Origin of the sequence: Streptomyces sp. NPDC005863 (assembly GCF_042871345.1) — a bacterium.
Classification (GTDB): Bacteria; Actinomycetota; Actinomycetes; order Streptomycetales; family Streptomycetaceae; genus Streptomyces.
Genome location: NZ_JBIAII010000012.1, coordinates 14,536 through 34,984 on the forward strand (window position 1 = coordinate 14,536; position 20,449 = coordinate 34,984).

Annotated in this window: 21 protein-coding genes; 15 read left to right on the forward strand and 6 right to left on the reverse strand. The window is 73.3% G+C overall.

Annotated features, from left to right (window positions below):
* Positions 1 to 9: 9 nt before the first annotated feature.
* From ACFYO9_RS31915 to ACFYO9_RS31925, 3 genes are all read right to left on the reverse strand, one after another.
* A complete protein-coding gene (locus ACFYO9_RS31915; protein ID WP_358775381.1) occupies positions 10 to 693 on the reverse strand; it encodes a glycerophosphodiester phosphodiesterase family protein in 684 nt (227 codons plus the stop codon).
* A 77-nt stretch (positions 694 to 770) separates the two neighbouring features.
* Positions 771 to 896, reverse strand: coding sequence for a hypothetical protein (locus tag ACFYO9_RS31920; protein ID WP_355813138.1), 126 nt, complete (start codon positions 894 to 896; stop codon positions 771 to 773).
* 77 nt (positions 897 to 973) lie between these two features.
* Positions 974 to 1,795 carry a PadR family transcriptional regulator gene (locus ACFYO9_RS31925; RefSeq protein ID WP_358775383.1) on the reverse strand — a complete coding sequence of 274 codons (822 nt, stop codon included), beginning with the start codon at positions 1,793 to 1,795 and terminating at the stop codon, positions 974 to 976.
* 260 nt (positions 1,796 to 2,055) lie between these two features.
* Between ACFYO9_RS31925 and ACFYO9_RS31930 the strand changes: the two genes are divergently transcribed.
* Together ACFYO9_RS31930 and ACFYO9_RS31935 are read left to right on the forward strand one after the other, a co-directional pair.
* Positions 2,056 to 2,181, forward strand: coding sequence for a hypothetical protein (locus tag ACFYO9_RS31930; RefSeq protein ID WP_355813133.1), 126 nt, complete (start codon positions 2,056 to 2,058; stop codon positions 2,179 to 2,181).
* Positions 2,178 to 3,587 carry an MFS transporter gene (locus ACFYO9_RS31935; protein ID WP_355813131.1) on the forward strand — a complete coding sequence of 470 codons (1,410 nt, stop codon included), beginning with the start codon at positions 2,178 to 2,180 and terminating at the stop codon, positions 3,585 to 3,587. Before ACFYO9_RS31930 ends, ACFYO9_RS31935 begins: the two co-directional genes overlap by 4 nt.
* A 57-nt stretch (positions 3,588 to 3,644) precedes the next feature.
* On the opposite strand, the gene ACFYO9_RS31940 is transcribed toward ACFYO9_RS31935, so the two are convergent.
* The gene (locus tag ACFYO9_RS31940; RefSeq protein WP_358775386.1) at positions 3,645 to 5,195 is read right to left on the reverse strand and encodes a phosphatase PAP2 family protein; all 1,551 of its coding nucleotides are present in this window, start codon (positions 5,193 to 5,195) and stop codon (positions 3,645 to 3,647) included.
* A 133-nt stretch (positions 5,196 to 5,328) separates the two neighbouring features.
* Between ACFYO9_RS31940 and ACFYO9_RS31945 the strand changes: the two genes are divergently transcribed.
* From ACFYO9_RS31945 to ACFYO9_RS31975, 7 genes are all read left to right on the forward strand, one after another.
* On the forward strand, positions 5,329 to 5,706 hold the full coding sequence (locus tag ACFYO9_RS31945; RefSeq protein ID WP_358775388.1) for a DUF488 family protein: 378 nt from the start codon (positions 5,329 to 5,331) through the stop codon (positions 5,704 to 5,706).
* Between the two features lie 79 nt (positions 5,707 to 5,785).
* Positions 5,786 to 6,580 carry an SDR family oxidoreductase gene (locus ACFYO9_RS31950; RefSeq protein ID WP_358775390.1) on the forward strand — a complete coding sequence of 265 codons (795 nt, stop codon included), beginning with the start codon at positions 5,786 to 5,788 and terminating at the stop codon, positions 6,578 to 6,580.
* Between the two features lie 168 nt (positions 6,581 to 6,748).
* Positions 6,749 to 7,708, forward strand: a complete 960-nt coding sequence (locus tag ACFYO9_RS31955; RefSeq protein WP_358775392.1) for an alpha/beta hydrolase — start codon at positions 6,749 to 6,751, stop codon at positions 7,706 to 7,708.
* A gap of 115 nt (positions 7,709 to 7,823) precedes the next feature.
* On the forward strand, positions 7,824 to 8,210 hold the full coding sequence (locus tag ACFYO9_RS31960; protein ID WP_358775394.1) for a hypothetical protein: 387 nt from the start codon (positions 7,824 to 7,826) through the stop codon (positions 8,208 to 8,210).
* A 69-nt stretch (positions 8,211 to 8,279) separates the two neighbouring features.
* The gene (locus ACFYO9_RS31965) at positions 8,280 to 8,828 is read left to right on the forward strand and encodes a cysteine hydrolase (RefSeq protein ID WP_358775396.1); all 549 of its coding nucleotides are present in this window, start codon (positions 8,280 to 8,282) and stop codon (positions 8,826 to 8,828) included.
* A 150-nt stretch (positions 8,829 to 8,978) separates the two neighbouring features.
* Complete coding sequence (locus ACFYO9_RS31970; RefSeq protein WP_358775653.1) at positions 8,979 to 9,806, forward strand: formylglycine-generating enzyme family protein; 828 nt, start codon at positions 8,979 to 8,981, stop codon at positions 9,804 to 9,806.
* Positions 9,807 to 9,912: 106 nt separating this feature from the next.
* Positions 9,913 to 11,055, forward strand: a complete 1,143-nt coding sequence (locus ACFYO9_RS31975; RefSeq protein ID WP_358775398.1) for an alpha/beta hydrolase — start codon at positions 9,913 to 9,915, stop codon at positions 11,053 to 11,055.
* Between the two features lie 43 nt (positions 11,056 to 11,098).
* Here the strand turns inward: ACFYO9_RS31975 and ACFYO9_RS31980 are convergent, their stop codons facing one another.
* A complete protein-coding gene (locus ACFYO9_RS31980; RefSeq protein ID WP_358775400.1) occupies positions 11,099 to 11,896 on the reverse strand; it encodes a hypothetical protein in 798 nt (265 codons plus the stop codon).
* Between the two features lie 364 nt (positions 11,897 to 12,260).
* Between ACFYO9_RS31980 and ACFYO9_RS31985 the strand changes: the two genes are divergently transcribed.
* The 4 genes from ACFYO9_RS31985 (at position 12,261) to ACFYO9_RS32000 (ending at position 16,958) form a co-directional block, all read left to right on the forward strand.
* Positions 12,261 to 13,997 (forward strand): dihydroxyacetone kinase family protein, encoded by a 1,737-nt coding sequence (locus ACFYO9_RS31985; RefSeq protein ID WP_358775402.1) that lies wholly within the window; start codon positions 12,261 to 12,263, stop codon positions 13,995 to 13,997.
* Between the two features lie 56 nt (positions 13,998 to 14,053).
* Positions 14,054 to 15,046 carry a helix-turn-helix domain-containing GNAT family N-acetyltransferase gene (locus ACFYO9_RS31990; RefSeq protein ID WP_355813105.1) on the forward strand — a complete coding sequence of 331 codons (993 nt, stop codon included), beginning with the start codon at positions 14,054 to 14,056 and terminating at the stop codon, positions 15,044 to 15,046.
* A 73-nt stretch (positions 15,047 to 15,119) separates the two neighbouring features.
* Complete coding sequence (locus tag ACFYO9_RS31995; RefSeq protein WP_355813102.1) at positions 15,120 to 15,689, forward strand: WHG domain-containing protein; 570 nt, start codon at positions 15,120 to 15,122, stop codon at positions 15,687 to 15,689.
* Between the two features lie 66 nt (positions 15,690 to 15,755).
* On the forward strand, positions 15,756 to 16,958 hold the full coding sequence (locus ACFYO9_RS32000; RefSeq protein WP_358775404.1) for a GDSL-type esterase/lipase family protein: 1,203 nt from the start codon (positions 15,756 to 15,758) through the stop codon (positions 16,956 to 16,958).
* A gap of 62 nt (positions 16,959 to 17,020) precedes the next feature.
* Here ACFYO9_RS32000 and ACFYO9_RS32005 read toward each other — a convergent pair whose 3' ends face one another.
* Positions 17,021 to 17,851, reverse strand: coding sequence for an ANTAR domain-containing protein (locus ACFYO9_RS32005; protein WP_358775406.1), 831 nt, complete (start codon positions 17,849 to 17,851; stop codon positions 17,021 to 17,023).
* A 329-nt stretch (positions 17,852 to 18,180) separates the two neighbouring features.
* Between ACFYO9_RS32005 and ACFYO9_RS32010 the strand changes: the two genes are divergently transcribed.
* Positions 18,181 to 19,317, forward strand: coding sequence for an LLM class flavin-dependent oxidoreductase (locus ACFYO9_RS32010; RefSeq protein ID WP_358775408.1), 1,137 nt, complete (start codon positions 18,181 to 18,183; stop codon positions 19,315 to 19,317).
* Positions 19,317 to 20,423: an alpha/beta hydrolase gene (locus ACFYO9_RS32015; RefSeq protein ID WP_358775410.1), complete on the forward strand. Its 1,107-nt coding sequence runs from the start codon at positions 19,317 to 19,319 to the stop codon at positions 20,421 to 20,423. The genes ACFYO9_RS32010 and ACFYO9_RS32015 overlap by 1 nt, the downstream gene beginning before the upstream one ends.
* The last annotated feature ends 26 nt before the right edge of the window (positions 20,424 to 20,449 follow it).

Consider the following 20,449-nt stretch of genomic DNA (forward strand, 5'->3'; position numbering starts at 1 on the left):
GGCCGGTGGTCAGGCCGTGAAGCGGCCCGTGCGCTTGATCTCGGGATAGTCGGTGGTCGCGCCGTCCAGCTGCAGCGCCCGCACCAGACGCAGATCGTCCTGGGTGTTCACGACCCAGCCGATGATCCGCAGGTCGGCCTTCCTGGCCCGCTCGACGATCTCCAGCGTCAGCCGCCGGATGTTGAGGACCAGAGTGGTCGCGCCGACGGCGGTGGCGCGGTCCACCACGTCGGTGCCGAAGCGGCTGGCGACGAGCGCGGTGCGCACCCCAGGGACCAGGCGCGCGATCTCCGCGACCGCCTCGTCGTGGAAGGACAGCACCTCGACGCGGGCGACCAGATCGCGGCGGAGCATGACCTCGGCGAGGGCGCGGGCGGCCGCGACATCCTTGATCTCCGCCTGCAGTGGCGCCTTCACGGCGTCCAGGACCTCCTCGAAGGTGGGCACCCGCTCGCCGCGCCCCGCGTCGAGCTCGCGCAGTTCGGAGAGGGTCTTCTCGGCGATCGGTCCCTTGCCGTCGGTCGTACGGGCCACGTCGGCATCGTGCATGACGACCAGGGCGCCGTCCTTGCTCAGATGCAGATCCAGCTCGATGAGATCGAGGCCCGCCGCTTGCGCGGCGACGAAGGAACGCAGGGTGTTCTCGGGCTCGACGCCCATGACCCCGCGATGACCGATGGTGAGGAAGTTCAAGATCCACTCGCTTCCGTCGACGGAGGCTCGGCGACCGCGCGACGAGGACGGATGGAGCCGCGCGGCAATGTCGCAGCCTAATGGCCGGGGACGGTGAGGGAACCGTGCGGACGAGGGTGACCGGAACCCTCTGCCCTGGTTCCGGCGATGCCGAGCAGGAGCCCGGTGATCAGGGCGGCGACAAGGACGGCACGGGTGCTCACGGGTGCGCTGCTCCGGATGGCGGGGACGGCTGACCCCGCCCGTCCTACCGCCCGGGGCCCCACGGGGGCGAGCCGCTTCACCCGGGCGTGGGCGCGTCCTCGGAGGGTTGACGCGGGGGGTGGGGTGGCTGAGGTCTGCGGGGTGGTTGGGCTTTGTGGGGTGGCTGGGTCTGGTGCGGTACGGGGAGCGCGAGCGCGGCGGGTGCCGGGGCCATGGAAGTCCCGGGCGCACCCTGCGTCGGGTCCGCGTCAGCCCCGGGCGCACCCTGTGCCGAATCCGCGGAAGCCCCGGCCGCCCCCGGCCCCGCGAGGTCACCGAGCATCGCCTCCGCCAGCTCCACCTCCGCCACCAGGCGCCGCTCGCTCCAGCGCAGGGCGACCTGAGGGTGGGACCACGCCTCGGTCCCCGTGGCCAGCGCGAGCGCCTCCCGCACCTCCGCCAGTTCACGCTCCGTCTGCGCGATGTGCTCCGTGACCAGGGCCCGGAGATGGTCCGGCGCCGTCAGATGCCCGAGCCAGACCCGCAACAGCAACGGGTGCTTCAGGACGGGAGGCCCGGCGTCCCGCCCGCCGCCCGCCCACGCCGCGAGCGCCGCCCTGCCCTCCTCGGTGATGGCGTACGACCGCTTGGCGCGCGGCTCCTCGGGCCCCGAGCGCCGCGAGGTCGCGTAACCGAGCGCTTCCAGGCGGCGCAGCTCCGCGTAGATCTGGCTGATGGCGGGTGACCAGTAGAAGAAGCGGAGCGAGGCGTCGGCCCACTTCTTGAGTTCGTAGCCGGTCCGCTCCCCGGGGAAGGAGAGCAGTCCGAGCACCGCCCGGGCGGTGGGCGGCAACTCCTCGGCCGCACCGCCCTCTTGCTGCGGCGACGTGCTGTGCGAGGTCGTGCGACGGGCTGCCATACGCCGCATTGAACGGAACGGCGCGCCTCGGGCGCAAGGCCCCGGGCCGCCCGCGGGCGGCCGGCAGGGCGTGCTCCTGCTCGTGGCGGCGGGCAGGGGCGGCTCGACTCGTTCCGGACCGCCGCGGAGCAGGCCCCCTCGCCTCCGTCCCTCAGGTCCAGCCCCGCTCAACATCCTTTTACCTATTCGGCGTTGTTCCGCAGGGGGCCAGCTGCGAGCGTAGGGGGCGTCATCCTCCCCCCCTTCCTGAGGAGTTGCACGTGCCCATACGTGAACAGGTGAACGTCGTCGGCCCCAAGGGCAGGCTCGCCGGTCATCTTCACCTGCCCGACGCCGATGCGGCCCTGCGCGACGCGGCCGACTTCCTCACGCCGGCCTGCCGATGACGGCCGACCCCACGGCGAACGGCATCGCGTCACCGCCGGTCACACCGCGCGGCGCGCCCCGCGCCGTGCTGGGCGCCGCCCTGCTGGGCTTCTTCCTCATCTCCCTGGACGCCCTGATCGTCACGGTCGCCCTGCCCGATATCGGGCGCAGCCTCGGTACGGGCATGTCCGGCCTGCAGTGGGTGGTGGACGGCTACACACTGATGTTCGCCGCCCTGATGCTCTCCGCGGGCGCGCTGTCCGACCGCGTCGGCGCGAAGCGGGCTTTCGGCGGCGGTCTGATGCTCTTCGCGGTGGCCTCGGCCGCGTGCGGGCTGGCGCCCGGACTCGCGGTGCTCGTCGCGGCCCGGCTGGTGCAGGGTGCGGCGGCCGCGGTGATGATGCCGGCCTCGCTGGCTCTGGTCCGGCAGGGCTTCCCCGAGCAGGCCGAACGAGCGCGCGCGATCGCGCTCTGGACGGTCGGCGGCGCGGTCGCCGTTGCCGCCGGGCCGGTGGTGGGCGGGACGCTCACCGCGTGGGCCGGCTGGCGGTGGATCTTCTACGTCAACCTGCCGGCCGCCCTGCTGGCGCTGGCCCTCCTGGCCCGTGTCCCCGCCTCCCGGCGGCTGCCGGCGCGACTCGACTGGCCCGGACAGGTGACCGCGGTCCTGGCCATGGGCGGGCTCACGTACGGGGTGATCGAGGGAGGAGCCGAGGGCTTCGGACATCCGGGGGTGGTCGCCTCCCTTGCCGTGGCCGTGGCCGCGGCCGTGGGTTTCGTCGTGGCGCAGGCACGGGGCACCCACCCGATGCTGCCGCTGCCCCTGTTCCGGACGCGCGTGGTGGCGGTGTCGTTGGTGGTGGGCTTCATGCTCAATGCCGCCTACTACGGAGGGGTGTTCGACTTCAGCCTCTATCTCCAGCAGGAACGCGGCCATACGGCGCTGTACGCGGGTCTGATGTTCATCCCGATGACGGCCCTGGTCGCCGTGGTGAACCTGGCCTCCGCACGCCTCGCCGCCCGGTACGGTCCACGCGTCCCGATGATCGTCGGGCAACTCGTCGGCGCTGCGGGCCTGCTGTCCCTGCTCACCGTGGGCACGCACACCCCCGTGTGGAACGTGGCGGCGCTGATGGTGCCGGTCGGCCTCGGCGGCGCACTCGCGGTACCCGCACTGACCGCGATGCTCCTCGACGCCGTACCCGCCGACCGCGCGGGCACCGCCGGGGCCGTACTCAACACCGCACGCCAGGTGGGCGGGGCCATTGCCGTGGCCGCCTTCGGAGCGCTGCTGGCCGGCGCGCACACGTTCCTTGCGGGAATGCGCTGGAGCGTGCTGCTCGCCGCGGCAGGGCTACTGGCCGGTGCCGGTGCGACGCTGACACTGCCACGAGCCGGACGTGCCGTTCTCCGCACGCGTCGATGAGTTCACGGCGCGGACGCGGAGCCGGCTCGGGGCGGAGTTCACGGCCACGCCCTGCCGTCAGGCGTGCGCGCCGCGCGACCCGCGGTTCGCCGACAGGGTCAGGGTGCGGGCCCGCTGCGCGATCTCGTCCAGCGGCGCCGCGGGGCTGTAGACCGTCAGCGCGGCGTTCCGCTTGTCGAGGACCAGGGCGTCCGGCGCCGGTGCGGTCTCCCCGTCGTACGCGAGGGACGCCACGTCCTCCAGGCCGCCGAGCCGCACCTCCTCGACCCGCTCGGCCCGGAAGACCCGGGAGCGCCGCAGCGCGCCGCCCAACGCGGAGAGGGCGACGCGGGTACGGGCCAGCGTCGCCTCCGCGTCGACCGTACGGACGTCGAGGAGCCCGTCGTCCATGCGCGGCCGGTGCGCGGGCGCGAGACCGTCCGGCACGTACCGGCCGTTGCCCGCGAAGAGCAGCCACAGGACGCGGTCGCGACCGTCGATCCTGACCCGCAGCGGCGTCGCCGTCCGCAGCACCTCCACGAACGACACGGCCGCCGCGGGCCACTTGCCGATGCGCCCCTCCAGCTTCTCGCGCTTGTGCACCAGGTCCGGGTAGAGCCCGATGCTGAAGGTGTTGACGAAGCCGGTGACCTCCGCGCCGTCGCCGTCCCGCACCCGGCCCAGGTCGACGCGGACGGCCTCGCCGCGTTGCACGGCGTGCGCGGTGTCCTCGAAGGTGGGCGTGCCGGCGTCCAGGGCGAAGTGGTTGAGGGTGCCGCCGGGGAACACCGCGAGCGGCAGCCCGGCCGACGCCGCGCGGCGGGCGGTCGCGTTCACCGTGCCGTCACCGCCACAGACCCCGAGCACGCCGCCCGACGCGGTCGCCCGCGCCACGGCCCGGTCCAGGACGGCGTCGAGGTCGTCCCCCGGTTCGCGGGCCAGGATCTCGGCCTGCGGCAGCAGCAGCTCCAGGTGCTCGCGCGCGGGCAGCCGCCCCGGAACGCCCTTGCCGGCACCGGAGTTGAGGACCACCACCAGGCCTTCGCCGTCCGGCAGCGCGGGCGCCGTCACCCTGGTCCGGCGGAGCCGGGCGGGCGAGGGGCGCGGCGGCCACCAGTAGCAGGTGACCGCGGCGGCGGCCGCGCCGAGCGCGCACCCAGCGAGCACGTCGCCGGGGTAGTGGACACCCACGTACACCCGGGAGAAGGCCACGGCGGCGGCGAGCGGCGCGACCAGCACGCCGTACCGGGGCGCCTCCAGGGCCACCCCGACGGCGAAGGCGGCGGCCGACGCGGAGTGGCCGGACGGGAACGACGACGTCCATGGATCCTTGGCCAGGCGCCGCACCACGGGGACCGTGTCCAGGCCGGGCCGGTGCCGCCGCACGGCGTACTTGGCCAGGACGTTCGTGGTCAGCGAGGCCAGCGCGAGGGCGCCCGTCCCGCGCCGCGCGGCGCGCCGGGCCGCGGGGCCGCCGAGCGCCGCGATGGCCCCCGCCGTCCCGAGCCAGAGCCGCCCGTGGTCGGCCGCAGAACTCAGTGGCGGCAGCAACTGCTCGGCGCCCGGCAGCCGCGCCGACGCCACCCGTTCGAACCACCGCCGGTCGATGCTGCCGATGCGTCCCGTCATGGCCTCACTTGATCAGGACGGCCCGGCGGCGGCCCGTGATGCTCGCCCGAACGGGTACGGCCGTTGGCAGCGGCGCGGCACCACCCGCAGCCTGGGGATGACCCCCGCCGGACGGAGAAACGGAGAGCAGAGGATGACGCCGAGTCGATCCCCCGACGTACAGGTCAAGCGCGTCTACGACGAGGCGTCGCCCGACGACGGCACCCGCGTCCTGGTCGACCGGCTGTGGCCGCGAGGGCTCTCCAAGGAGCGGGCGCGGCTCGACGCGTGGGACAAGGAACTGGCCCCGTCCAACGAGCTGCGGCGCTGGTACGGCCACGAGCCCGAACGGTACGAGGAGTTCGCCGAGCGCTACCGCCACGAACTCACCGACGCGGACCGGGCCGCGGAACTCGACCGGCTGCGGACCCTGGCGCGCAAGGGCCGGCTGACCCTGCTCACGGCGACGAAGGACCTGCCGCACGGGCACGTGCGCGTGCTCGTCGACGCGTTGCGGCGGGGGAAGGGGTAAGGATGGGGGCGGCAGGCAACAGGGGGAGGAGAGACCCCAGAGGGGTCACACGTCGCCCACACAGCAGGAGGTAAGCACCGTGCTCGTCGACCTTTCCGGCAAGACCGCGCTCGTCACGGGATCGACCCAGGGCATCGGCGCGGCGATCGCCGTCGGCCTGGCCGGGGCCGGCGCCCGGGTGGCGGTCAACGGGCGGTCCCGCGACTCCGTGGACGCCGCCGTGGACCGGCTGGGGAACGAGTGCGGCGGAGCCGAGTTCCTCGCGGCGCCCGGGGACATCGCGACCGACGAGGGAGCGGCGCAGGTCTTCGACGCCGTGCCGCGGGCCGACATCCTGGTCAACAACCTCGGTGTCTTCGGCGCGGAACCCGCCCTCGACATCACCGACGACGAGTGGCGGCGCTACTTCGAGGTCAACGTCCTGACCGCGGTGCGCATGATCCGCCACTACCTGCCCGGCATGAAGGACCGCTCCTGGGGACGGATCCAGAACATCGCCAGCGACTCGGCGCTCGTCACGCCCGCCGAGATGATCCACTACGGCATGTCGAAGACCGCGCTGCTCGCCGTCGCGCGGGGCTTCGCGAAGGAGGCGGCGGGCACGGGCGTGACCGTCAACTCGGTGATCGCTGGCCCGACGCACACCGGAGGCGTGGAGGACTTCGTCTACGAACTGGTCGACCGCGCGCTGCCCTGGGAGGAGGCGCAGCGGGAGTTCATGACCAAGCACCGCCCCCAGTCCCTGATCCAGCGACTCATCGAGCCCGAGGAGATCGCGAACATGGTCGTCTACCTCAGCTCACCGCTGGCGTCGGCCACGACGGGCGGGGCGGTGCGGGTCGACGGCGGATACGTGGACTCGATCGTTCCGTGAGGCGGAGGCTTCGGGGTGAGGCGTGCGGTGTTTGCCGGATCGGCAACGAACGTCGCCTCCTCGCGTGCGCGCGCCGGATGATCGTGGCCGGAGCGGGTGCCCGGCCGGCGGTCGGACCGTGGCCGCTCGCCGGAGCCGTTCGCCGGAACCACAGGAGGGTTCATCTTCATGCACCGCCTCGTCGACTCACCCGCGGGCCGCACCCATCTGGTGGAGCAGGGCGCGGGGCCACTCGTCCTCCTGGTCCACGGATTCCCCGAGTCCTGGTACTCCTGGCGCCACCAGCTGCCGGTGCTCGCGGCGGCGGGGTACCGCGCGGTCGCCGTCGACGTACGCGGTTACGGCAGGTCGTCGCGGCCCGCGGGGACGGACGCGTACCGGATGCTCGACCTCGTCGAGGACAACGTCGCCGTGGTGCGCGCGCTGGGCGCCGAGAACGCGGTGATCGTCGGGCACGACTGGGGCGCGACCATCGCCGCGCACTCCGCCCTCGTACGGCCGGACGTCTTCCGCGCGGTCGGCCTGTTGAGCGTCCCGTACACGCCGCCGGGCGGCCCGCGCCCCGGGGAGGTGTTCGCGGGGATGGGCGGCGAAGAGGAGTTCTACGTCTCGTACTTCCAGGAGCCGGGGCGCGCGGAGGCCGAGATCGAGCCCGACGTCCGGGGCTGGCTGGCCGGCTTCTACGCCGCGCTCTCCGCGGACACCATGCCCGAACCGGGCGCGCCGGACCCGCACTTCGTGCGCCGAGGCGGCCGACTGCGCGACCGGTTCCCCGTGGGCCGGCTGCCCGGCTGGCTCGACGAGCGCGATCTCGACGTCTACGCCGGGGCGTTCGAGCGGACCGGCCTGACTGGCGCGCTCAACCGCTACCGCGCCATGGACCGCGACTGGGCGGACCTCACCCCTGGTTATGCGGGCGCCCCGGTCACTCAGCCGTCGCTGTTCGTCGGCGGCGCCCTGGACGCCTCCACGACCTGGCTCGCCGACGCGATCGAGGCCTTCCCGGACACCCTGCCGGGCCTGCGCTCCTCGCACGTCCTGGACGGCTGCGGCCACTGGGTCCAGCAGGAACGCCCCGAGGAGGTCAACCGGCTCCTGACCGAGTGGCTCGCGGGCCTGCCGGGCTGACGGCGCCGCCGTAGGGTGGCGGCCGGGCGGGGGATCCGGGCGGCGGGGGGCCGGTGTGAGCGACGGGCGGCGTGGGCGGGGCGGACGGAACGGGCGTCGTGGGGTACGCGGCGCGGTGGTGGCGGCCGTGTGGTGGCTGGTGGCGGTGACGGCCTTCGTCATGCCGCTGCGGCACGCCCTCGTCGCCACGCACATGTACGTGTCCGGGTACTGGGCGACGGTCACCGACGGCGACGACCTCGACCACTTCGTGTGGAAGGACCCGCGGGGCCGCACGGTGCGCGGCGCCATCCAGGGCGTCCCGGAGGACGGCGTCTGGGACGAGGAGGGGGAGGGCACGAGCGACATCACCGGCGAACGCGTCTGGGTGTCGCGGCGCGGCGACGCCCACATCGCCGAGTCGCCGGTCGAGAAGGACATGGTCATCGGGTACGCGGGGGCGGCCGCCGTGGTCGCCGTCGTGCTCTTGGTGCTGCGCGCGCGTCGCCAAGCGCGCACCTGAGCTTGCACGGCCCGAACTGCCGTCCAGCGACGACGATTTGACACAGGCGCCGCCCTATAGTGACCGCCCATGACCACCGCATTGATCATCGGCGACATCCAGCGAGGCATCACCGACAACTACCCGTTCACCAAGCCCGTCGTGTCACCGCTCACCCAACTGCTGCCGCGCGCCCGCGAGTCCGGCGCCCTCGTGGTGTTCGTGCACTTCGCCTTCCGGGGCAACGGGGCCGACGTGCCCCCGGACAACGCCCTGCTCAGGACCTTCTTCGAAGCGGGTGACGGTTTCCACGAGGGGTCGGCCGGTACGGAGCTCGCGCTGCCGGTCGCCGACGAGGACGTCGTCGTACTGAAGCGCCGCGCCAGCGCGTTCGCCGGCACGGACCTCGACCTCGTGCTCCGCGCCCGCGGCTTCACCACCCTCGCCGTCGCCGGCGTCGCGACCAGCGCCATGGTGGCGGCCACGTGTTACGACGCGGCGGACCGCGGCTACAACGTGACGGTGCTGCGCGACGGTTGCGCCGACGGCGACCCGTCGATGCACGACTTCTTCATGGACGCCGTGTTCCCGAGCCGGGGCTTCGAGGTCGTCACCTGCGCGGGGTGGCGGCTGGGGTAGCGACGGGACCCCGGGGCCGGTCCTGGTCCCAACGTCCCTGCCGGGACGGTCCCTTCGGCCGATGCCGCCCGCATCGCCGGAACTGATCATCGAAGTGATCATCAAGGCGGACGTGCGGTACCGGAGGAGCGGGTGGGTCAAGTGGAACGGATGGACCAGGCCGACCAGTTGGAGCAGGTGGACTGGGTCGACTGGGTCGAGGTCCCGGCCGGGACGTTGCTCCGGGGAACGCCGGCCGAGGAGTTGGCCGCGGTGGCCCGCCGCTACGCGGATACCGGCGTGCCGGCGGAGTGGTACCTGAAGGAGGCGCCGCGCGCGGAGGTCCACGTACCGGCCTTCCGGATCGCCCGTACGCAGGTCACGGTCGCCCAGTGGGCCCGGTTCGCGGCGGCCACCGACCGGCCGGCGCCCCGGGGGCCGGGGGTGCATCCGGTCGTCGGGGTGACCTGGGAGGCGGCGAACGCGTACTGCCGGTGGCTCGGTGAACGGCTCGGCATCGACGTGCGGCTGCCCACGGAGGACGAGTGGGAGCGCGCCGCACGGGGCGACGACGGCCGGGAGTTCCCGTGGGGCGACGCATACCGCACCGGACTGGCCAACCTCGCGGACCTCGGCATCGGTACGACGACGCCCGTCGGTTCGTTCCCCGAGGGGGCCAGTCCGTTCGGTGTGCTGGACATGGCGGGCAACGCCGACGAGTGGACCTCCACGCTTTACGCTCCCTACCCCGGCGCGCCCGCCGAGGTGCCGCTCACCGAGGACTGGGCGTTCGACCGCCACGTCACCCGGGGTGGCGCCTACCGCCACGACCGGGACCTGGCCCGCTGCGCCCGCCGGCACGGCGCGTACGAGCAGAACCTCGAAGCGATCGGCGTCGGCTTCCGCCTGGCGGCACCGGCTGTGGTCCCGGCTCCGGCACCCGCTCCGGCACCGGCACCGACCGCGCGCCCGGCTCGTCCGATCGACCTTCTGCCCTGAACCCGGAAGGAGATGGGGTCGGCTGCGTCGTCGCCGTGCCCACGTCATTCCAACCGTGGTACCACAGAAGCAATTTGTCAGGTCGAGTGTCGAACGGGGTGATGTGGTGGCTGTGGGCTACCTGTTGACGGTGGTGTTGGCCGTGCTGATCGTGGTGTTCTGTCTGGTTCACATACGCGGGCCGAAACCGCTCTTCTACGTCAGCTACCGGCTCGGCCTGGTCTTCAACGAGATCCCGCACGTCGCGCTCTACGCGTTGGTGGCCTCGACGGCACTGGCCTTCTCCGAGGGCGACATCACCACGACCTCGGACCGGGTGAACGTCGGGGTGGCAGGGGCCGCGGCTGCCGGACTTGTGGTGGTCACCCTGCGCGGAATGCGGGCGGCGCCCGTGGTGCGTGTCGCCTTGGATGACGCGCTCGGCGTCGGGACGGCGACGCACCGCCGGCCGCCGCTGGCACGCATCCTGCTCCGGCCCGTCTTCCGCCGTCGCCGTGACGTCAAGCGGGTGAGGAACCTCAGCTACGGGGACGCAGGCCGTCGCAACCTCCTCGACGTCTACCACCACCGCTCGCGCCCCGAGGGCGGCTCCGTACTGATCCACTTTCATGGGGGCCACTACGACCAGGGTCGGAAGGACACGCAGTCGCTGCCCCTGCTCTACCGGCTCGCCAGCCAGGGCTGGGTCTGCATCAGCGCCAATTACCGGCTGCGCCCCGACTTCCCGCATCCCGCCCATCTGATCGACGCGAAGAAGGTCATCTCCTGGGCGCGCGAACACGCGGCGGAGTACGGCGCGGCGCCTGCGGCGGCCGTGTTCGTGGCGGGGAGCTCCGCGGGCGGGCACATGGCGGCTCAGGCGGCACTCACCCCCAATGAACCGGCCTACCAGCCCGGGTTCGAGGAGGCGGACACCTCCGTGACCGCCGCCGTCGTACTCAACGGTTTTCTCGCGGAGTACTTCGACGGCGACCCGGCGACCTCGCCGGTGAACCTCGTCCGGACGGACGCACCACCCTTCCTCATCGCGCACGGGGACCTGGACGAGCTGGTGGACACGGAGAACCCCAGGGCTCTTGTCACCGCTCTGCAATCGGTCTCCGCCTCGCCGGTCGTGTACGTCGAACTACCGGGTGCCCACCACGCCTTCGACCTCTTCCATTCATTCCGGTTCGAGGCGCTCATCGGCGGCGTCGAGGACTTCGCCGCGTGGGTGACGGCCCGGGAAAAGCGGCCCAAGAGCTTGTGACACGGGACCTCTCCACACCACGTGGACCGGCCGGATCCCGACGTCAGGGGAACGTGATGGCCGGGTCCGCCGGGGTCAGGACCAGCCAGCGCAGCGCCGCGTCGTCGTAGCGGCCGTACGTCGTGACGCGCACGTCGACCGGGTCGGGCGCGACCAGCGGGAAGTACATGGGGTGCGGGCCGTCGTCCGCGGCCTCGCGGTCGTCGGCGGTGCGGTCCCAGAGCTCGGCGACGCCCGGCGCGCGCCGCACCGTCCGCACCACCTCGTCGAGCCGCTCGTCGTCCGGCCTGCGCTGCCAGGCGAGGCGCAGCCGGGCGAGGAGCGGCACGGCCCACCGCGTGTCCCAGTCGCGCAGCTGGTACCGGGCCTCCGGGGAGAACGCCCAGGTCATGACGTTCGCATCCGCGCGCGCCAGCCACGGGCAGTGCCGCGCCGCGACGGCGTTGACGGCGAGCACGTCCCAGGCCTGGTCGCAGATCCAGCTCACCCGGCGCAGCCCGTGCAGCAGATCCAGCATCGCGGCGTCGGGCCGGACCGCCTCGGTCCTCTCGCTCGGCGGCTCGTGGCCGGTGCCGCGGTGGAGCGTGGCCGCCTGGCGCGGGGTGAGGTCCAGGATGCGGGCGATGCCGGCGATCATCTCCCGCGCGTACCCGCGGTCCTCGCCTCGCTCCAGGGCGCGGTACCAGCGTTCGGAGACGCCGAGGAGCAGCGCCATGTCGAGCTGGGTGAGATAGCTGCGGTGGCCGCGGAACGGTACGGGGCCGGGCAGCGACCCCGGGTCCCGCGCCATCCGCCAGGAGCGCAGCATCCGTCCCAGATCCTCGCGTCGCGCGTCCGGCACCTGTAAAGACCTCGCAAAGAAGGGGCTGTCGTACGAAGGGTTCGCGCGCCCTTCGCGGATCACCGCCCGAGCCGGGGCACGGTGTCAGCCTCGCACACGGGGTGGTGGACCGGAACGCGGGAGTGCCGGTACGGCGGGGTGCCGACCTTCGGCCGGGACGGGCGGCCATGGTGAGCGCCGGGTCCACCGCCGCCCGGCCTTGCCGACGGGGTCGGCACTCTCGCGTGCCGGGTGCCCGGCCGGGAGGAAACTCCGGGTGCTGGGTATCGACCTTGAAAACTCTTGAGTCCCGCTTGCCGCCCCCGTAAAGAAGCCGCCTCGACCACCGCCACCACCTCGTCCGCCGCACACCCCGGAGATCCCGATGAGCCACTTCCTGCCGGAGAACGACGCCGTGCTGACCGCCGCCCGAGGGCTGGCCCAGGCGCACGCCGGACTGATCGAGGTGAACAGCAGCCCCCTCTACCTGCGGGCCCGCGACGCCGACCCCGCCCGCACGGTCGCCCTCGTCTCGGGCGGCGGCTCCGGGCACGAGCCCCTGCACACCGGGCTCCTGGGACGCGGCGGCCTGGACGCGGTCTGTCCCGGCGAGATCTTCGCCTCCCCGCACAACCGCCAGATCTACGAGGCGAGCGCCGCGGCCGCCAAGCGCGACGGCGTCCTGCACATCGTGAAGAACTACACCGGCGACGTCATCAACTTCCAGATCGCGGCGGAGCGGCTGCGCCACGACGGCATCCCGGTCGCCACGGTCCTGGTCGAGGACGACCTGGCCACCGACAGCGCGGACAGCGCCACCGGTCGCCGGGGCACCGCCGCCACCGTCGTCGTCGAGAAGCTCCTCGGCGCCGCCGCCGACCGGGGCGCCACCCTGGAGGACCTCGCCGACCTGGGCCGGCGCGTCGTGGAGCGGTCCCGCAGCATCGCCGTCGCCGCCCGCGCCCAGACCTCGCCCACCACCCTGGCCCCCGCCTTCGCGCTCGACCAGGACACCCTCGACTACGGCGTCGGCATCCACGGAGAGCGCGGCATCCGCACCATCGCCCGCCCCGCCACCGGCGACCTCGTCCGGCGCATGACCGACGATCTCCTGGACGCCCTGCCGGAGGGCCCCGACGAGGTGCTCGCCCTCGTCAACGGCCTCGGCGCCACCACCGAGCTCGAGCTCAACGCGATCGCCGTCCTGCTCGGCGACGAGCTCACCGCCCGAGGCCTGCGGCCGGTCCTGGTCGTCCCCGGCACCTTCACCGCGGCCCTGGACATGGCCGGCTTCTCGCTCACCCTCACCCGCCTCGAAGAGGGATGGGCCGAGCTGTGGACGACCCCCACCCGCACCCCGCTCGTCCTGCCGCGCCCCTCCCGCACCCCGGACCGGTCCGAGGCGGCCGCGCCGACGGCCACGCAGACGACGGCCACGAACTCCCCGGTACGTACGCCCCGTACGGGCGGCGAGGCCGGCGACCGCGCGCTGCTCGACCGGTACGCGCTCACCGTCACGCAGGTGCGCGACAACCTCACCAAGCTCGACCAGCTCGTCGGCGACGGCGACTTCGGCGACAACCTCGCGGGCGGCGTCCGGCGCGCGGTGAAGCTGGCCGACGAGACGGGAGCCGACGGTACGACCGCCCTCGCCGAGGCGTTCCTCAACGACGTCGGCGGCACCAGCGGCCCGCTCTTCGGGCTCTTCTTCCAGCATCTGGCCGCCGCCTCGCCCGCCGAGGGCGGGACCCCTTCGGTCGCCGCGCTCGCGGAGGCCGCCGCGGCGGGGCACGCCGCCATCCACCGGGTGGGCGGCGCGGTCCCGGGGGACTGCACGCTCGTCGACGCCCTCGCGCCCGCCGCCGAGTCGCTGGCCGCGTCCCGGGACGCGGAGACCGAGGCCCCGCTCACCGAGGCCGCCCAGGCCGCCATCCGCGGCGCCCTGGCCACCGCGTCCCTGCGCCCCCGGCGAGGCCGCGCCAGCTATGTCGGTGACCACGCCCTCGGCGTTCCGGACCCCGGCGCCCTGGCCGTGGCGCTGCTGTTCATGGCGCTCGCGGACATCCACGAACCCGCCACGGCCCCGCGCCTGCCCGCGCCCGGCCACATCACCGTGCCCTGACGGCGCACGGGGACCGCTCACCGGCCCCGGGTCCATTCTCTGACTAAGGTCAGAGAATGGATCCACGTGCGGGACAGGTGCAGAGGCAGCGGGGGCAGATCGAGCAGGTGCGGCGGTTCAACCGCACCGTCACCGAGCGCGTGGGGGTGCTGCACGACCGCTACCTCGGCCGCGACCGCCCCATCGGTGAGGCCCGGCTGCTGTGGGAGATCGGCGAGCGGGTCACCGAAGATGGCTGCGAATACGGCGATGGTCACGGGCACGGGCACGGACCCGACGTCCGCGGGCTGCGCGAGCGCCTCGGGCTCGACTCCGGTTACGTCAGCCGGTTGCTGCGGGCCCTGGAGGCCGACGGGCTGGTGGTGGTCGAGCCGCACCCCGGGGACCGCAGAGTCCGCACCGTCCGGCTGACCGACGTCGGCCGCCGCGAGCGCGCCCTGCTCGACGAGCGCAGCGACGAGCTCGCGGGCTCGCTCCTGGAGCCGCTCAACGCGACGCAGCGGACCCGGCTCGTCGCCGCCATGGCCGAGGTCGACCGTCTTCTCACCGCGGGGACGGTCACGCTGGACACCGTCGACCCCGACCACCCCGACGCCCGGTACTGCCTGCGGGCGTACTTCACCGAACTGCAGGAGCGCTTCGACACCGGCTTCGACCCCGCGCAGAGCCTGTTGCCCGACGCGGGCAGCCTGCGGCCACCGCGCGGACTCTTCCTCGTCGCCCGGGCACACGGCGAAGCGCTCGGCTGCGCCGGCCTCAAGCTGCCGGCCGACTCCCCGGCGGAGATCAAGCGGATGTGGGTCGCGCCCGCGGCGCGCGGCCTGGGCCTCGGCCGCCGCTTCCTCACCGAACTGGAGGGGCTGGCCGTCCGGCACGGACGCGATCTCCTGCGCCTCGACACCAACAAGGCGCTGGCGGCCGCGATCGGCCTGTACCGCTCCTGCGGCTTCGAGGAGGTGGCCGCCTTCAACGACGAGCCGTACGCCCACCACTGGTTCGAGAAGCGGATCGGGGCCGGGGCAGGGAAGCCGTACAACCCGTCAAGCTAAAGCGGATACCCTCTTGCCTAAAGGCTTTAGGCAAATGCATACTCGGTTACGCAGAACGAGTGAGGAGGTTCCCATGGCGCGCGTAGGACTGACCACGGAGCGGCTGGTCCGGGCCGGGGCGGAGCTGGCCGACGAGGTCGGCTTCGACCAGGTGACCGTGTCGGCGCTCGCCCGGCGCTTCGACGTCAAGGTCGCGAGCCTCTACTCGCACGTCAAGAACTCCCAGGACCTCAAGACCGGCATCGCCCTGCTCGCCCTGGCGGAACTCGCCGACCGGGGGAGCGAGGCGCTGGCCGGGCGCGCCGGCAAGGACGCCCTGGCCGCGCTGGCCAACGTCTACCGCGACTACGCCCGCGAGCATCCCGGCCGGTACGCCGCGGCGCAGCTGCGGCTCACCCCGGAGGCGGCCGCGGCCAGTGCGGGCGGCAGGCACGCGGAGATGACCCGGGCGATCCTGCGCGGGTACGACCTGACGGAACCGGACCAGACGCACGCGGTCCGCCTGCTCGGCAGCGTCTTCCACGGCTACGTGAGCCTGGAACTGGGTGGCGGGTTCAGCCACAGCGCCCCCGACTCGCAGGAGACCTGGACCCGCGTCATCGACGCCCTCGACGCCCTCCTCCGCAACTGGCCCGCCGCGTGACCGGCCGCCCGGGGCCGGCCCGCGTCCGGTGCGTACCCCCTTCACATTGATCAACAGGTTGAGGCAATGGACACCGCAATGAACACCGCGAACACCGATCAGCAATGGATCACCACACCCGTCACCGCCGACCTCCTGCGCGGTGCCCTCGACGTCGAGCGCACCGAGCACGGCGTACTGCCGCACCGGCTGCCCGCATGGGCCCGCGCGCAGAACACCGACGGACAGCTGGCCATGGCCGAGTCCCAGCCTTCCGGCGTACGCCTGGTGTTCCGCACCGGCGCCACCACCATCGAGCTCGACACACTGCCCACGAAGCGCTCCTACACGGGGGCCCCGCCGCGCCCCGACGGCCGCTACGACCTGCTCGTCGACGGACGCCCCGCCGGACAGCTGAGCGCGACCGGCGGCCACGTCCTGACCATCGACCTGACCACCGGCACCACCGAGCGCACCGAGGGGCAGCCCTGCACCCTCCGCTTCACCGAGCTGCCGGACGGCGTCAAGGACGTCGAGATCTGGCTGCCGCACAACGAGACCACCGAACTCATCGCCCTGCGCACCGACGCCCCCGTCGAGCCGGCCCGGGACCCGGGACGCAAGGTCTGGCTGCACCACGGCAGTTCGATCAGCCACGGCTCCGACGCGGCGAGCCCCACCACCATCTGGCCCGCGCTCGCCGCCTCGCTGGGCGGGGTGGAGCTGATCAACCTGGGCCTGGCGGGCAGCGCCCTGCTCGACCCGTTCACGGCGCGCACGCTCCGGGACACCCCGGCCGACCTGATCAGCGTCAAGATGGGCATCAATGTGGTCAATGCCGACGTGATGCGGCTGCGCGCCTTCGCCCCGGCGATGCACGGCTTCCTCGACACCATCCGCGAGGGACACCCCGACGCCCCGCTCCTGGTGATCTCGCCCATCCTGTGCCCGATGCACGAGGACACCCCCGGCCCGAGCGCGCCCGACTTCAGCGACTTCGGCGAGGGCAGGCTCACGTTCAAGGCCATGGGCGACCCGGCGGAGCGGGCGAGCGGAAAGCTCACGCTCAACGTGATCCGCGACGAGCTGGCCAGGATCGTCGAGCAGCGGTCGGCCGACGACCCGAATCTGTACTACCTCGACGGTCGCGAGCTCTACGGCGCCGCGGACTCCGTCGAACTGCCGCTGCCCGACCAGCTCCACCCGAACGCGGCCGCGCACCGTCGCATGGGCGAGCGTTTCGCGGAACGGGCCTTCACCGCGGGAGGCGCCTTCGCGGAAGCCGGCTGAGCCCGAAGTCCGGTGAGTCCGAAGTCCGGTGAGCTCGGTGGGCCCGGTGCGCCCGTCGGTCGCTACCCGCGGGACGCGAGCGCGAGCCGGTGCAGGTCCTGCAGCGCGTCGACGAGCACGGTCTGCCGGTGCCACCTGATCCAGGTGCCGAGCGCGCGGCTCGTGCCGTCCAGTGCCCTCAGCTGGGTCTGGGAGAAACCGGCGAGGGGGCGGGCGTGGTGGGAGGAGATCACGCCGCGGACCGTGTTCTGGTCGTCCACGAGCGGGACGCTGTGGCAGGCGCGGCTGCCGGAGGAGAGGATGACCCGGCGGGTGTCGTCGTCGAAACCGGCCGACGAGGCCACCTCCTTGACGGTGACCTGGTGGCTGGCGGCGGCCGCCCGTGCGCACGAGGTGTTCCCGTCGACGAACGCGAAGTAGTCGGTGAACTGGCGGGGGAGACCCGCGTGTTTCGCCATGCGCAGGATGTCGTCCTCGACGAGCTGGACGTTCCCCATGTCCGTGTCGGTGACGGACAACACACGGCGCAGCGCGGCGCCGAGGACCTCGCCCTGGTTCGTCGCGTCGAGCTGACCCGCGCCGAGCACGGCGAGGTCGGGGGCCGGAAGCGGGGCCCGTCTGACGATCCACGTCTCCTCTCCCGGGGCCGGCCCCGGCGTGCGGGCGACCGCGGCGGCGAGCTGGTGCAGCTTGACGTTGGCCCGCTGGGACGCCTGGCGCAGCAGCGCGAACGCGGCCTGTGCGTCGGCCAGACGGTACCGCTCCACCAGGATGCCCTCGGCCAGCGCGACCCTCGCGCGCGCACGCGACTGCACCCGCAACTCGGTCACCTGGTCGCGCAGCTGCTCGGCGTCGGACAAGAGCGCAGGCTGATTGATCGAACGGTCTTCCATGGCTGCACCCTGCTCCGGCCTGCTCGTCGTCCGTGAACGGCAGTGGTCGCGACACCGGGGTCGACCGTGCCCGGCTCCGTCCACAGGAGGGGCCTGCTCCTTCACACTTCCGTGACCGTAACGCGACCGGTTGCCGATGTCATGCCCCGCCCGGTGGCTCCGCGACCCGCCGAGGCGCTTCCAGGCCAGGGGCCGCAACGAGAAATGCCCCTGTGGGATCCCTTGCATGTTGACGATGTGACGACTAGTCATATGGCTGATCGAAACAAAGGCCGTGCCGTGCGGGCACCGCGGGCATGGCACCGAGGGCACCACACCCTGGAGGGCACATGAAGTTCTCCGTCATCTTCGAGGCGCAGCTCGCCGACCCCACCGTCGAACGCGAGCACCGGCTCATCCACGACTGCGTCGAACAGGCCGTACTCGCCGAGGCCATGGGCTTCGACCGGATATGGGCGGTGGAGCACCACTCGCTCAAGTGGTACGCGCACATGAGCGCGCCGGAGATCTTCCTGACCTGGGTCGCCGCGCGCACCAGCACCATCAGGATCGGGCACGGCGTCGTCTGCATGCCGTTCAACTTCAACCACCCGGCGCGGGTCGCCGAGCGCGCCGCCATGCTGGACCTGCTCTCCGGCGGACGGCTCGACCTGGGCGCGGGCCGGGGCGGCACCGAGCAGGAGACGTCGCTGTGCGGGGTCGACAGGGACCGTACGACGCAGGAGGTCGAAGAGGCGCTGCGGATCATCGGCAAGGCCTGGGAGAAGGAGGAGCTGGAGCACCACGGCGCGCTCCTCGACATCGGCCCGCACCCGATCCTGCCCCGCCCCGCGCAGACCCCGCACCCCCCGCTCTTCCTCGCGTGCAGCCGCACCGAGACGCTTCGGCAGGCCGCCGAACTCGGCGTCGGCGCCCTGGTCATGGGGTTCGCGGGCCCCGATGCGATCGCCGACATGCGCCGGGCGTACGACACCGCCCTCGCGGCCCGCACCGGCGCGCGGTTCGTGTCGAGCGCGGTCAACGACCACTTCTCCGTGCTCTGCCCGACCATCGTGCTGGACGACCGGGAGGCGGCGCGGCGCGTGGGCATCCGGGGGCAGCGGTTCTTCGCCCAGTCCATCGGGCACTGGTACGGCGGCGCGGGCATCCCCGACGAGGCCGTCGTCGAGGGCAGCGACGAGGCGGCCGAGATGCGCAGGGCCGCCGAGCAGGTCGTCGCGCGGCTGCACGAACACGACATACCGGTGCGGCCCACCTCGACCGCCACGTTCAACGCCGACCACGCCTACGGCACCGCGGACGACGCCATCGCCCACGTGGAGCGTCTGCGCGACGCGGGCGCCGACGAGATCATGTGCCTCGTCCAGATGGGCACCGTCCCGCAGGAGGCCTGCCTGGAGACCCTGCGGCAGTGGGGCGAGAAGGTCATCCCGTACTTCCGCGCCCAGGAAGCGGCCACGTCCTGATGCGGTCCGAAGCGGCGAACACCCCGGACCACCGCACCCCCGCGCCGGACCACCGCACCCCCGCCCCGGCTCACCCTCCGTGCGCACAGGCTCGCCCTCCCTCCGCGCCGGACCGTCTCGACCCCCTCGCCCGCCCCCTGGTCTCCGCCCTGAGCGCCGGCTTCCCCGACCTCGGTGGCGCCGTCACCGACGCCGCCGAGGCGCGGCGGATCCTCGCCGCCTCCCACACGGCGGCGCACAGGAGGGCCGAGCGGCCCGCCGTCGGCTCGGTGGCGGACCGGACCGTCCCGGGGCCGCCGGGCGCGCCCGAGATCCCCGTACGCGTCTACCTCCCGGACCCGCGGCGCCGCCCCGGGCCGCGCCCGACCGTCGTCTTCTTCCACGGCGGCGGCTACACGCTCTGCGGCCTCGACTCCCACGACGCCACGGCCCGTCGGCTGACCGCGCGATCGGGCGCCGCGGTCGTCTCCGTCGCGTACCGCTTGGCGCCCGAACACCGCTTCCCGGCGGCCGTCGACGACGCGTACGCGGCGCTGTGCTGGGCCGCGGACCGGAGCGCCGCGCTCGGCGGTGACCCGGGCGCTCTCGTCACCGCAGGAGACAGCAGCGGGGGCGGGCTCGCCGCCGCCGTGGCGCTCCGGGCGCGCGACGCGGGCGGCCCCGCGCTCGCCCTGCAGGTGCTGATCTACCCGCTCCTGGATGCCGCCCAGAACACCGCCTCGTACCGCGAGAACGCGCACGGGTACTTCCTGACCGCCGCGCACCTGCGCTGGTTCTGGCGGCAGTACCTCGGCCCCGACGGCGGCGGCACTCACCCCCTCGCCTCCCCGCTGCGAGCCGCCGACCTCACCGGGCTGCCGCCCGCCCACCTCGTCACCGCCGGCTGCGACCCGCTGCGCGACGAAGGGCTGGCGTACGCGGAGCGGTTGCGGGCAGCCGGTGTGCACGTCGCCCTGGCCCACCACCCGGGGATGTTCCACGGCTTCCTGGGCTTCCCGGAGCTGCTGCCCGACGCCGGGAGTGCGCTGGCCGATGTGGCAGAAGCGATCGGTTCGACGGCGACCCGCAGGAAAAACAGCGGTGGGGCAGGGGGTCGCACAGGATGATTTCCCGGGACCCCCCTTGTCCCGGA

Excerpts from the sequence above, each read along its gene's own strand:
- ACFYO9_RS31925 (WP_358775383.1), bottom strand. The coding sequence starts at position 1,795 with ATGGCAGCCCGTCGCACGACCTCGCACAGCACGTCGCCGCAGCAAGAG.
- ACFYO9_RS31935 (WP_355813131.1), top strand. The coding sequence starts at position 2,178 with ATGACGGCCGACCCCACGGCGAACGGCATCGCGTCACCGCCGGTCACA.
- ACFYO9_RS31940 (WP_358775386.1), bottom strand. The coding sequence starts at position 5,195 with ATGACGGGACGCATCGGCAGCATCGACCGGCGGTGGTTCGAACGGGTG.
- ACFYO9_RS31945 (WP_358775388.1), top strand. The coding sequence starts at position 5,329 with ATGACGCCGAGTCGATCCCCCGACGTACAGGTCAAGCGCGTCTACGAC.
- ACFYO9_RS31955 (WP_358775392.1), top strand. The coding sequence starts at position 6,749 with ATGCACCGCCTCGTCGACTCACCCGCGGGCCGCACCCATCTGGTGGAG.
- ACFYO9_RS31965 (WP_358775396.1), top strand. The coding sequence starts at position 8,280 with ATGACCACCGCATTGATCATCGGCGACATCCAGCGAGGCATCACCGAC.
- ACFYO9_RS31970 (WP_358775653.1), top strand. The coding sequence starts at position 8,979 with ATGGACCAGGCCGACCAGTTGGAGCAGGTGGACTGGGTCGACTGGGTC.
- ACFYO9_RS31985 (WP_358775402.1), top strand. The coding sequence starts at position 12,261 with ATGAGCCACTTCCTGCCGGAGAACGACGCCGTGCTGACCGCCGCCCGA.
- ACFYO9_RS31990 (WP_355813105.1), top strand. The coding sequence starts at position 14,054 with ATGGATCCACGTGCGGGACAGGTGCAGAGGCAGCGGGGGCAGATCGAG.
- ACFYO9_RS31995 (WP_355813102.1), top strand. The coding sequence starts at position 15,120 with ATGGCGCGCGTAGGACTGACCACGGAGCGGCTGGTCCGGGCCGGGGCG.
- ACFYO9_RS32000 (WP_358775404.1), top strand. The coding sequence starts at position 15,756 with ATGGACACCGCAATGAACACCGCGAACACCGATCAGCAATGGATCACC.
- ACFYO9_RS32005 (WP_358775406.1), bottom strand. The coding sequence starts at position 17,851 with ATGGAAGACCGTTCGATCAATCAGCCTGCGCTCTTGTCCGACGCCGAG.
- ACFYO9_RS32010 (WP_358775408.1), top strand. The coding sequence starts at position 18,181 with ATGAAGTTCTCCGTCATCTTCGAGGCGCAGCTCGCCGACCCCACCGTC.
- ACFYO9_RS32015 (WP_358775410.1), top strand. The coding sequence starts at position 19,317 with ATGCGGTCCGAAGCGGCGAACACCCCGGACCACCGCACCCCCGCGCCG.